11 protein-coding genes are annotated in these 11,205 nt (G+C 71.9%); 2 read left to right on the top strand and 9 right to left on the bottom strand.

Annotated features, from left to right (window positions below):
• The 9 genes from IF29_RS0137910 to IF29_RS0137870 all read right to left on the bottom strand — a co-directional run.
• Window positions 1-252 (bottom strand): flavodoxin-dependent (E)-4-hydroxy-3-methylbut-2-enyl-diphosphate synthase (locus IF29_RS0137910; RefSeq protein WP_030265801.1); only part of this gene is annotated, 252 nt, incomplete at its 3' end.
• Window positions 249-923, bottom strand: a complete 675-nt coding sequence (locus IF29_RS0137905) for a phosphorylase family protein (protein WP_051726562.1) — start codon at window positions 921-923, stop codon at window positions 249-251. The genes IF29_RS0137905 and IF29_RS0137910, both read right to left, overlap by 4 nt.
• A 7-nt stretch (window positions 924-930) precedes the next feature.
• Window positions 931-3,054, bottom strand: coding sequence for a squalene--hopene cyclase (gene shc, locus IF29_RS0137900; protein ID WP_084715469.1), 2,124 nt, complete (start codon window positions 3,052-3,054; stop codon window positions 931-933).
• A gap of 4 nt (window positions 3,055-3,058) precedes the next feature.
• Window positions 3,059-4,219 (bottom strand): polyprenyl synthetase family protein, encoded by a 1,161-nt coding sequence (locus tag IF29_RS0137895; RefSeq protein WP_084715468.1) that lies wholly within the window; start codon window positions 4,217-4,219, stop codon window positions 3,059-3,061.
• Window positions 4,220-4,242: 23 nt separating this feature from the next.
• Window positions 4,243-5,640 (bottom strand): hydroxysqualene dehydroxylase HpnE, encoded by a 1,398-nt coding sequence (hpnE, locus tag IF29_RS0137890; protein WP_051726561.1) that lies wholly within the window; start codon window positions 5,638-5,640, stop codon window positions 4,243-4,245.
• A 118-nt stretch (window positions 5,641-5,758) separates the two neighbouring features.
• Complete coding sequence (hpnD, locus tag IF29_RS0137885) at window positions 5,759-6,661, bottom strand: presqualene diphosphate synthase HpnD (protein WP_030265785.1); 903 nt, start codon at window positions 6,659-6,661, stop codon at window positions 5,759-5,761.
• An 8-nt stretch (window positions 6,662-6,669) separates the two neighbouring features.
• Complete coding sequence (hpnC, locus tag IF29_RS0137880) at window positions 6,670-7,542, bottom strand: squalene synthase HpnC (RefSeq protein WP_030265782.1); 873 nt, start codon at window positions 7,540-7,542, stop codon at window positions 6,670-6,672.
• 298 nt (window positions 7,543-7,840) lie between these two features.
• On the bottom strand, window positions 7,841-8,650 hold the full coding sequence (locus tag IF29_RS0137875) for an ABC transporter ATP-binding protein (protein WP_030265779.1): 810 nt from the start codon (window positions 8,648-8,650) through the stop codon (window positions 7,841-7,843).
• Window positions 8,651-8,720: 70 nt separating this feature from the next.
• Window positions 8,721-9,641 carry an ABC transporter permease gene (locus IF29_RS0137870; protein WP_037598216.1) on the bottom strand — a complete coding sequence of 307 codons (921 nt, stop codon included), beginning with the start codon at window positions 9,639-9,641 and terminating at the stop codon, window positions 8,721-8,723.
• Between the two features lie 126 nt (window positions 9,642-9,767).
• Here IF29_RS0137870 and IF29_RS0137865 point away from each other — a divergent pair, with 126 nt between their 5' ends.
• Together IF29_RS0137865 and IF29_RS0137860 are read left to right on the top strand one after the other, a co-directional pair.
• Entirely contained in the window at window positions 9,768-10,400 is a 633-nt protein-coding gene (locus IF29_RS0137865; protein WP_037598222.1) for a TetR/AcrR family transcriptional regulator, read from the top strand.
• A gap of 148 nt (window positions 10,401-10,548) precedes the next feature.
• The gene (locus IF29_RS0137860) at window positions 10,549-11,205 is read left to right on the top strand and encodes a pyridoxine/pyridoxamine 5'-phosphate oxidase (protein WP_232242799.1); all 657 of its coding nucleotides are present in this window, start codon (window positions 10,549-10,551) and stop codon (window positions 11,203-11,205) included.

Raw genomic sequence — 11,205 nt, 5'->3', positions numbered from 1 at the left:
GGTCGCCAACGCATCCGCATCGTCCTGCGACGGACACGCCACCCGCACGATCTGGCACCCCGACGCCGTCAGCTCCGCGATCTGCTGCAACGTCGCATTCACATCCGAGGTCAGCGTCGTGGTCATCGACTGCACCGACACCGGCGCGTCACCACCGACCGCCACACTCCCCACCATGATCTGACGACTCTTGCGCCGCACGGCAAGCGGCTTGAGCGGCGTGGACGGCATTCCGAGCGAGATCGCGGTCATGAGGAGGTCACCAGAGCCCTTTCTGAGAACGGCGAGCCGAAAGCGGCGAGTACGGGTGCGGCCGTGCGCAGCGCGCGCCAGGCGCGCAGGCCGTGGAGGAGGGTGCCGGGGCGCAGCAGTTCGTGCTCGGGGGTGTCGACGACCACGCGGACGGCCGCGGCCGGCAGCCCGGCGGGAAGGGCGCGCAGCGCCCCGGCGGTCTCCATGTCGACCGCCGCCACCCCCGCGGCGTGCAGTTCCGCCCGGCGGTCACCGCGCACCACCGCGTCCGCGCTGAACAGCGGGCCGGTGTGCACGGTCAGCCCGACCGAGCGCAGCGCGGCGGCGAGCACCTCAGGACCTGGCAGCCCGGTCCCGGCCCCGGCTCCGTCCGTACCGCCACTGCCGGCATCACGCACCTCAGTGGCAACCAGGACGTCTCCGGGGCGTATTCCCGGCCCCACCGCCGCACCGAAGCCCGCGAAGAGGAAGGCGCCCGGCTCGCGCTCCTCCTGTGCCAGCGCACTGCTGACGGAGCGAAAGGCCTTCTCCCCGCCCATACCGGTACGGAGCAGCCGCACCGACGGGGCGGCGCGCACGCCCGCGCGCAGGGCGGCCTGTTCGGCCCCCAGCGCGCAGGCGAGCAGCAGCCGCCCCTCCGGACGGCCCGGTCTGGCAGGCTCCGTACTCATCCGGTGCTCACCGCGATCGCCTCCCCGTCAGCAGCGGCCGCTGGTGGCGGATCCGCTCCTCCTGTACCGGGACGCCCGCGTCCAGCTCCGGGGTTCCGTGCAGGTAGCGGCCGAGGGCCGTCACCGGGAACACCAGGCGGTAGAGGTTGTAGTTGATGGAGAAGTCCCAGGGGAAGCCGGTGCCGGTGAACTCCGGCTCGTCCCAGGTGCCCTCGGGCAGCTGGGTGGCGGCCAGCCACCGCACGCCCCGGTCCACGGTCTCGCCGGTCTCGCCGGCCGCCAGCAGCGCCATCAGCGACCAGGCGGTCTGCGAGGCGGTGGAGGTGCCGCGCCCGGCCCAGCTGCGGTCGCTGTAGGAGCGCATGTCCTCGCCCCAGCCGCCGTCCGCGTTCTGGTGCTGCTCCAGCCAGAGCACGGCCCGGCGCACCGAGCTGTGCGTGGCCGGGATGCCGGCCGAGACCAGCGCCGGGACCACCGAACCCACCCCGTAGATGTAGTTGGTGCCCCAGCGGCCGAACCAGGAGCCGTCCTCCTCCTGCTCGCGCAGCAGCCATTCGACGCCGCGCCGCACCCGGGGGTCGTCGGTCATGCCGACCGAGGTGAGCATCTCCACGACATGCGCGGTGACGTCCGCCGACGGCGGGTCGACCACCTCGCCGAAGTCGCAGAACGGCAGCTTGTTGGGCAGGGTGCTGGTGTTGTCGACGTCGAAGGCGGCCCAGGCGCCGTTCTTGGACTGCATGCCCAGGGTCCACTCGACGCCGCGTCCGACCGCCGCCTCGACCCGCTCGGGCCTGGGGTGCTCCACCCGGCGCAGGGCGAGCACGACCTCGGCCGTGTCGTCGATGTCCGGGTAGTTGTCGTTGTCGAACTCGAACGCCCAGCCGCCGGGCTGCAGCCGGGGCCGCTGCACGCCCCAGTCGCCGCGCTTGACGACCTCCTCGTCCAGCATCCAGTCGGTGGCGCTGACCAGGGCCGGATGGTCCTTGGGGAGCCCGGCGTCGGCCAGTGCGACCACCGCGAGACAGGTGTCCCACACCGGGGACTGGCAGGCCTCGATCCAGCGGTGGCCCTCGTCGGTGTGCACGGTGAAGCGCTCGAAGGCGGCCAGGCCGGCCTTCATCACCGGGTGGTCCAGCGGATAGCCGAGCAGGTGCAGCGCGATCAGCGAGTAGACGGCGGGCGGCTGGATGCCGCCCCAGCAGCCGTCGGCCTCCTGGCGGTCCACGATCCAGCGGGCGGCCTGCTGCAGGGCCAGCTTGCGCACCGGCTTCACCGGCATCCGGTGGTAGAGGTGCAGCACCCGGTCCAGCCGCTCGAAGAAGCCGTCCCAGGTGTGCGCGGCGGCGAAGGGCCGCGCCGGGTACGGGTCGGCCGGGTCGGTGTGCAGCTCGTCCAGGGCGAACGGGGCCTCGCGCACCGGGCGGTGCGCGGAGACCACGGTCAGCGGCACGATGGTCTGCCGGGCCCAGCAGCCGAACGAGTAGATGTTCAGCGGGAAGCCGCGCGGCAGGAAGATCACCTCGGGCGGCAGCTCGGGCAGCCGCTCCCAGGGCCACCAGCCGAACAGCGCCAGCCAGATCCTGGTGAACACCCGCGCCGCGGCGATCCCGCCGCCCTTGCGGATGTAGGCCGAGGCCCGGAGCATGTGCGGGGCCTGCGGGTCGTCCCCGGCCAGCTTCAGCGCGACATAGGCCTCGATGGTGGTGGACAGCTCCGACGGGCCGCCGTAGAAGGTGGCCCAGGTGCCGTCCGGAAGCTGCTGCGAGCGGATCCAGTCGGCGGTGGCCCTGGTCTGCTCCTCGGTCCTGATCCCCAGGAACTGACGGAGCAGCAGGTCCTCCGCGTCCATGGTGACATTGGTCTCCAGGTTGCCCTTCCACCAGCCCTGCTCGTCCTGGAGGCCGAGCAGGTGCGCGGTGGCGCGCTCCAGGGTCTGCGCGGCCAGCGCGCGGACGTCCTCGGGCAGGCCCTCCTGGGAGGGAGTCGCTGACTCCCCCGGCTCCTCGCCCGCCGCCACCTCCTCTCCGAACGCCGGAGCCGTCTTTCCGGCCTCGGTCGACTTCGCACTCTCCGCAGCAGGCTCTGCCTCGTACTGTGGGTCGAGCCGGCCGTCCGCGGTTGCTGTCATCTCGTCACCTCTCCCTGACCACTACGAATTCGGCGAGCGCTGCGAACTGCTCCCGAATCTTGGCGGGCATGGGCACCTCGTCGAGGGCCGCCAGCGCGGTCCGGTGCTGCCGGCGCGCCTCCTCGGCGGTCCAGGCGCGTCCGCCCGCCTCCTCGATCAAAGCCGCGCGGACCGCGAGTTGTTCCTCGTCCTCGTGCCCGCGTCCTTCCGGATCGGCCAGCAACTCGGCCAGCCGCACCGAGGCGGGGCCGCCCTCGGCCAGCGCGGCCGAGACCGGCAGGGACTTCTTGCGCTGGCGCAGGTCGCCGAAGTTGGGCTTGCCGGTGACCTCGGTGGCGCCCCAGATGCCGAGCAGGTCGTCCACGGCCTGGAAGGCCAGCCCCAGGTGGTAGCCGTAGCGCTCCAGCGCGTCGGCCCCGGCGTCGTCGATGCCGGCGAGCACCGCGCCGACCGAGGCGGAGGCGGCGAGCAGCGCGCCGGTCTTGTTGCCCTCCATCTCCAGGCACTCCTCGACGCTCACCCGGTCCCGGTGCTCGAAGGAGAGGTCCTGGGCCTGGCCGTCGATCAGCTTGCGGGTGGCCAGGGTGATCCGCTGCACGGCCCGGCCCGCGTCCACCCCGGTGGCGCCGCCCTTGTCGGCCGCCTCCAGCAGCACCTCGTTGGCCAGCGCGAACATCGCGTCGCCGACCAGGATCGCCTGCGCCGGGCCGAACACGGTCCAGACCGTGGCCCGGTGCCGGCGCTGCTCGTCGCCGTCCATGAGGTCGTCGTGGAGCAACGAGAAATTGTGCACCAGTTCGACGGCAACACCGCCGGGGATGCCGATCTCGGCCGGAGCGCCCGCCGCCTGTGCGGAGAGCAGGGCCAGCGCGGGGCGGACGGCCTTGCCGCCGTCGCCCTCGGTGGGCCTGCCCTCGGCGTCGGTCCAGCCGAAGTGGTAGGCGGATACCCGGTCCATGGGTGGCGCCAGTCGTCCGACGGCCTCCCGCAGCACGGGAGTACAGAGCGATCTGCCACGTTCGAGCAGGAACCGTACATCCGCGGCATCCACGGTGCCGACGGACTGCTCCACCGCTCGTGCCGGGCGAGTCTCCTCAGGGCTCGAAACCACGCTAGCTCCCTCTCCGTTCTGACTGTTCGTCCGGGGCTCTGCTGTCGCTGTCATCAACCAACCTGTCTGCGGGTTCGTCAGCCGGTTCGGGAGGCGCTGCCTGCTGCCGTGCCGTCCGCCCCGGCGAGGTCGGCCCGCGCGGCGCCGGCGGCGGCATTGCCGCTGCGGACGGCGCTCTCCATGGTCGCGGGCCAGCCGGTGGCCGTCCACGCTCCCGCCAGGTAGAGGCCCGGCGTGCGGGTACGGGCGGCGGGGCGCAGCGGCGCCGATCCCGGTGCGGGCGCGAAGGTCGCGGTCCGCTCCCGTGTGACGAAGAACTCGGTGACCCCGGCGCCGCGCGCCGCGGGCAGCAGCCGCTCCAGCTCGGGCAGGTAACGGCGCCTCAGCTCGGCCACCGGCAGGTCGATCTCGTCCTGCGCGGCGGACTGGGACAGGGCCAGGTACTGCCCGGGGCCGCGCAGCCCGGAGTGCGCGGTGCGGTCGAAGACCCACTGCACCGGCGAGCCGAGCGCGGCCAGGAACGGCCGGTCCAGGACCTTCCGGTCGTAGACGACGTGCACGTTGAGGATGGGTGCGTGGCCCAGTTCCAGCAGCCGCTCGGGGCGGTCGATGCTGCCGGGCGGGAGCAGCCCGTGGGCCTCGTCCTGAGGCACCGCCAGCACCACCGTGTCCACGGCCTCCAGCAGCTCCGAGCCGCCGTCCAGCCGCTCGCCGGCCAGCTCCACCCGGTGGCCGCCGCCCTCCGCCGACTTCAGCTGCGTCACCTTGGTGCGCAGCAGGATCCGCACCCCGGCGCGTTCCAACTCGGTCTCCGCGGCGTCGTGGTGCAGCGCACCGAGCGGGACCTTGGCGAAGCCGATGTCGGACGCGCCCGGGTCGCTGAGCAGCCCGGTCTTGAAGACCATGGCGGCCAGGGCGAGTGACGAGTCGTCGGCGGTCGCGTTCAGGGTGGCCACGCCGACCAGGTCCCACAGCGCGTCGACGGCCCGGGGCGACTGCCCGTGGCGGCGCAGCCAGTCGCCGAAGGACTCCCGGTCCAGCGCCGGGTCCTCCAGGTCGAGACCGCGCAGGGCCAGCGCGGCGCGGCCGGTGGCCAGCTTCTCCGCGGTGCTCATGTGCGGGTACAGGGCCAGGCTCTTGGCCAGGTGCAGCGGCACCGGCAGCCCGGCCCGGCTCAGCGAGCCGGTCCGACCGGTCGTCACATCCCGCACCGGGACGTCGAGGCGCCGCTGGATCTCGACCTGGTCGGTGACCCCGAGCCGCTGCAGCAGCCCGCGGTAGGCCGTGCAGCAGCGCAGGAAGACGTGCTGGCCGTTGTCGACCCACAGGTCCCCGCGCTTGAAGGAGAAGGCCAGACCCCCGAGCCGGGGACGGGCCTCGACCAGGGTCACCGCCGCCCCCGCGTCGGCCAGGCGCAGCGCGGCAGTGATCCCCGCGAGCCCCCCGCCGACGACCACCGCCGTCCGCCCGTTCATGCGCCTCTCCCTACATGCCGACGTGCCTGCACGCCCGCCTCGTTCTTCAACGACGTGACTCCCCAACGACCCTGTGTGACAAACACGCCACGGTCAGTCGCCGCCGTCCGACGTTCACTCAACTACGACGCCCTCCGGCCAGCCCCGAGAGTGCCACATACGCCTTCTCCCACCCCGGCAGCGACACCCGTCCGCGGAGCACCGCCTCCGGCTCGCGGACGATGCGCTCCAGCAGCCGGTGGTAGATGCCGGCCATCGCCGCCACACAGGCCCGGCTGCGCCGGTCCAGCATCGGCAGCAGCAACAGCCCCTCGTCGAAGTATTCCTGGGCCCGCCTGGCCTCGAAGAGCACCAGTCCGGTGAAGTCGGCCCCGGCCGCGGGACGGCCCAGGAAGCCCTGCTCGCAGCCGAACCTGGCGAGGTCCTCGGCGGGCAGGTAGGTGCGCCCGTTGGCGGCGTCCTCGCGGACGTCGCGCAGGATGTTGGTGAGCTGCAGCCCGAGGCCCAGGGTGTCGGCGAACTCGGCGCCGCGCTTGGGGTCGCTGCAGCCGAACACGCCCAGCGACAGCCGGCCGATGGTGCCGGCGACGCAGCGGCAGTAGACCCGCAGCTGCTCGAAGGTCTGGTACTCGGCGCCGCGGACGTCCATCTCCACGCCGTCGATCAGTTCGTCGAAGGCGTCCAGCGGGATAGCGAAGCGGGAGCAGGCGTCGGCGAGGGCGACCTTCACCGGGTCGACGTCCTCGGCCTCGACCCTGCCCTCGCGGATCTCGTCCAGCAGCGCCCTGGTCAGGCCCAGGTGCTCGGCCTTGCGCTCGTCGGACCACTCGCCGTCGCCGATGTCGTCGATCCGGCGGGCCAGCGCGTAGACGGCGGACATGGCCCGGCGCTTGTCGGCGGGGAGCAGTCTGATGCCGTAGGAGAAGTTGCGGGCCTGCGCCCCGGTCACCGCCTCGCAGTAGTGGTACGCCGCTGCCGCCTGCGGGGACACCGGCAGGGAAAGCTCTGAGGCCACCTCCATGCGCCGACTCACCGTCCTCTCACCAGAGTCGCCGCCGCCTCCCGCAGGAGACGGCTCTTACGGGGCTTGGGGGCCCCGGCCAGCACATCGTTGTCGGCCGCCGCGATCGCGTCGAGGGCCGCGTAGCCGCCGGCGGCGAAGCCGGCCAGCAGCAGCCGCAGCCGACCACCGACGGTACCGACCAGCGGCGCGCCCTGGTCCAGCAGCACCCGGGCCCGCTGCGCCTCGAAGGCCACCAGGGCGCGCAGCGCGGGTCCGGCGTGTTCGGCGTCCAGGTCCGCCTCGGTGACCTCGAACGCAGCCATGTCGGCGGCGGGCAGGTAGATCCGGTCCCGGGCGCGGTCCTCGGCGACGTCCTGCAGGTGTTCGATGATCTGCAGCGCGCTGCAGACCGCGTCGGACTGCCGGACCCGCTCCGGGGTCGCCAGCCCGGCGAGCTGCAGCACCATCAGGCCCACCGGATTGGCGGAGAGCTCGCAGTACCCCATCAGCGCTTCGATGTCGGGGTAGCGGCTGGTGGTCTGGTCCACCCGGTTGGCCTGGATCAGGGCCCGGAACGGCTCGGGGGTGAGTGCGTGCCGGTCGGCCACCGGCACCAGGGCGGCCATCAGCGGATGCCTGGGGGCCTCGGCCCCCGGAGTTCCCAGCACCGTCTCGAACACCCGGTCGAGGTCCGCCTCCAGCGCGTCCAGCAGCGCGGGGGCTTCCGCGTCGGCGGCGCCCAGGACCGCCGCGGTGGCCGCCGGGTCCTCCAGGTCGCCGTCCCCCGCGTCGTCGACCAGCCGGGCGAAGCCGTAGACGGCCATCAGCCCGGCGCGCATCGCGGCGGGCATGAAGAACGGGGCCACCGGGAAGTTCTCCCGGGCCGCCTTGTCCAGCACGACCACGGAGGCCTGCTGACTCCCCGCCTGCTCGTCCGCCTGCTTCTTGTCTGCTGCCTGTCGACGCACTGTCATGACCGCCACCCCCCCGTTCTACACCGATCTTCACGGCCTGCCCACAGCGGACACGCCAGCCTCCCACTGCCGCGCCCGCGCCGCATCCGGTCAGCTCCCCCCGGGGCGATCCCAGGGATCTTGCTCATAGCTTAGGACTCCGGTGTGACAAACCCGCCGCCGGGGGTGGCGACGGCGGGGTGTCACGGCGTCATGTCCTGCCGGTACCGCTCTTTACCTGCGCTTACCGGCTCTTCATGTACTTCTCGTACTCGGCGACGATCTCCTCAGTGGGACCGTCCGCCCGGATCACACCGCTCTCCAGCCAGATGGTGCGGTCGCAGGTGTCCCGGATCGACTTGTTGTTGTGCGAGACCAGGAAGACCGTACCGGCCTCCTTGCGCAGTTCCCGGATCCGGTCCTCGCTGCGCTTCTGGAAGGCGCTGTCGCCGGTGGACAGCGCCTCGTCGATCAGCAGCACGTCGTGGGTCTTGGCCGCGGCGATGGAGAACCGCAGCCGCGCCGCCATACCGGAGGAGTAGGTGCGCATCGGCAGCGAGATGAAGTCCCCGCGCTCGTTGATCCCGGAGAAGTCGACGATGCCCTGGTACTTCTCGCGCACCTCGGCGTAGGACATGCCCATCGCCAGGCAGCCCAGCACCACGTTGCGCTCGCCGGTCAGGTCGTTCATCAGGGCCGCGTTCACGCCCAGCAGCGAGGGCTGGCCGTCGGTGTAGATCGATCCGGACTGGGTGGGCAGCAGCCCGGCCACCGCGGCCAGGGTGGTCGACTTGCCCGACCCGTTGGAGCCGATCAGGCCGACCGCCTCGCCCTTGTAGGCGGTGAAGCTGATGCCGCGGACCGCGTGCACCTCGGAGATGGCCGGTGACGCCTTGCGGCGCACCATCCGCGACAGCGCCGAGGTCGCCGAACCGCGACCGGCACCGGCACCGTAGATCTTGTAGACGATGTGGACGTCGTCCACGATCACGGTGGGGACCTTCTCGGCACGCCGGGAGGCGGCGACCCTGCGCAGCTCCTCCTCCTGCGCCATCCGCTCCAGTTCGTCCGCGTCGACCGACTCCGCTCCGTCCGCCGCCGCGCTGCGCTCGTTCGTCGAGGTCTCAGCCACGTCCGTACTCCTCTTCGGCCTTCCAGAAGAACATGTAGCCGCCGAGACCGACCACCACGGCCCACGCCAGTGTGATGATCCAGACATGGTGCGGCAGGCTGCTCGAGGACACCGAGTCCATCAGCGCGTAGCGCATCAGGTCGTTGAAGATCAGCGCCGGGTTGTTGTTGAGGATCACCGCGACCCAGTGCGGGGCCTTGTGGGTGAAGGTGGTGACGCTCCAGAAGACGCCCGAGGTGTACATCCAGGTGCGGATGATGAAGGGCATCAGCTGGGCCATGTCCGTGGTCTTGGCCCCGATCCGGGCCATGAGCATCGCCAGCCCGGCGTTGAACACCGACTGCAGGAACAGGATCGGCAGGATCAGCACCCAGCGCAGGGTGAGCGGCTCGCCGGTGGCCAGCACGATCACGCCGAGGACGCCCATCGAGAACAGCAGCTCCTGCAGCTGGATCACGGTGAAGGCGATCGGCAGGCAGGCCCGGGGGAAGTGCAGCGCCCGGATCAGGCCGAGGTTGTCGGCGATCGAACGGGTGCCCGAAAGCACCGCCGACTGGGTGAACTGGAACACGAACACACCGGTACAGAGGTACGCGATGAAGTTCGGGATTCCCCGGTTGGTGCCCAGCAGCAGACCGAAGATCAGGTAGTAGACGGCCGCGTTCAGCAGCGGCGTCATCACCTGCCAGATCTGCCCCAGCCGCGCCGCCGTGTAGGTCGCGGTCAACCGGGCTGTGGCGAAGGCCACGATGAAATGGCGCCGCGACCACAGCCGGCGGGTGTACTCACCCAGCGGGGGCCGCTTACCGCTGACCGCAAGTCCGTACTTGGCTGCCAGGTCGCCAGGGCTCAAGCCCGAGTCCCCATCGGGACCGGCGACACCTGCCAGCCGCTGCTCGTACACCGTGGACACGCTACTCCCAAGCCCTTTGCCCCCGACCGATACGACGGAACGGTAGCGTCTCGTCGTAGTAAGGGAAAAACTAGGGGCTTCCACGTGAGAACGCAACCGTATCGTCCTGACGCTACAATGGCGCCCATGCTGACTGGGGATTCAAAGAGAACCGACAGGTCGGACGGGGTCAAACGGGCCCCGGCCGGCGCGGCGGTACTCCGCGACGACGTCACCGAGGCCATCCGCACCGCGGTGTTCGAGGAGCTCGCCGCGAGCGGTTACGGGCGCCTGTCCATCGAGGCCGTGGCACGCCGGGCCGGGGTGGGGAAGACAGCCGTCTACCGCCGCTGGCGCTCCAAGCTTCCCATGGTCATCGAGGTGGTCTCCGAGGTCGCCGCGCTGGGGCTGATCCTCCCGGACACCGGCTCGCTCCGCAATGATCTGCGGATGTTCGTCCATGTGCTGGCCCGGGTGCTGCGGCACCCGCTGGCCGCGCAGATCGTCCCCGATCTGCTGGCCGAGGCCGCGCGCAACCCGGAGATCGCCGAGACCCTGGCCGCGGCGCTGGACGCCGCGCAGCGGCAGAGCAGTGCGGCGCTGGTGCGGAAGGCGGTGGCCCGCGGTGAGCTGCCCGCTGACACCGACCCGGATCTGGCCCTGGACCTGATCGCCGGTCCGCTGTACTGGCGGCTGGCGGTGGTGCGGACGCCGATCAGCGGTGACTACCTGGACCGGCTCGCCGAATCGATCGCCACGGCGTTGGGTGCAGGCGCGTAGGGGGTTGGCCGCGCAGTTCCCCGCGCCCCTGGGGGGCTGCAACTGACCCACCGTGAGCAAGTGGCACCCACCCAGGGGCGCGGGGAACTACGCGACAAGCCAGGCACACGCCGCAGCCGAAGTCCGCACCCTTAGTACGCTGAGCCCCGTGCCCTCACCCGTCCGTGCCCTGCTGTTCGGTGTCCCCATGCTCAGGGAGCCGCTGCCGTCCTTCGACCCCTCGGCAGCCCCCGCTGAACCGTTCCCGCTCTTCCTCGACTGGCTGACCGCAGCGCTCCGATCCGGCGTCAGCGAGCCCCATGCGATGGCCCTGGCCACGGTCGACCGGGACGGCCTCCCGGACCTGAGGATCGTCGCCCTGCGCGACGCCACCGCCGACGGCTGGCTCTTCGCCACCGACGCGGACAGTCCGAAGAGCCGTCAGCTGACCGACCGTCCGCAGGCCGCCCTCGGCTTCCACTGGCGCGAGCAGGGCCGCCAGATCCGGCTGCGCGGCCCCGTGCTCCGCGCCGACGCCGGCACCGCCGCCGAGGACTTCCGGTCCCGGCTGCCGGGCTCCCGCGCGGCCATCCTGGTCGGCCGGCAGAGCGAACCGCTGGCCGACCGCACCCTGCTGGACGCCGCCTACGCCGAGGCGCTGGACCGGGTCACGGCCGATCCCGACCTCACCACCCCGGCCCACGCGCTGTTCCTGCTGCGGCCGGTCAGCGCCGAGTTCTGGCAGGGCTCGCCGGGCCGGGGCCACACCCGGCTGCGCTACACCGCCACCGACGCGGGCTGGACCCGCGAGCAGCTCTGGCCGTAG

The sequence above is a fragment of the Streptacidiphilus jeojiense genome, assembly GCF_000719095.1.
Classification (GTDB): Bacteria; Actinomycetota; Actinomycetes; order Streptomycetales; family Streptomycetaceae; genus Streptacidiphilus; species Streptacidiphilus jeojiensis.
The sequence above is the reverse complement of the archived record's forward strand: the minus strand, read 5'-3'. Positions and strand labels throughout refer to the sequence as shown.

Coding starts and splice junctions, on each gene's coding strand:
- IF29_RS0137875 (WP_030265779.1), bottom strand. CDS start 8,650: ATGGCGCAGGAGGAGGAGCTGCGCAGGGTCGCCGCCTCCCGGCGTGCC.
- IF29_RS0137865 (WP_037598222.1), top strand. CDS start 9,768: ATGCTGACTGGGGATTCAAAGAGAACCGACAGGTCGGACGGGGTCAAA.
- IF29_RS0137905 (WP_051726562.1), bottom strand. CDS start 923: ATGAGTACGGAGCCTGCCAGACCGGGCCGTCCGGAGGGGCGGCTGCTG.
- hpnD (WP_030265785.1), bottom strand. CDS start 6,661: ATGGAGGTGGCCTCAGAGCTTTCCCTGCCGGTGTCCCCGCAGGCGGCA.
- hpnE (WP_051726561.1), bottom strand. CDS start 5,640: ATGAACGGGCGGACGGCGGTGGTCGTCGGCGGGGGGCTCGCGGGGATC.
- IF29_RS0137895 (WP_084715468.1), bottom strand. CDS start 4,219: ATGACAGCGACAGCAGAGCCCCGGACGAACAGTCAGAACGGAGAGGGA.
- shc (WP_084715469.1), bottom strand. CDS start 3,054: ATGACAGCAACCGCGGACGGCCGGCTCGACCCACAGTACGAGGCAGAG.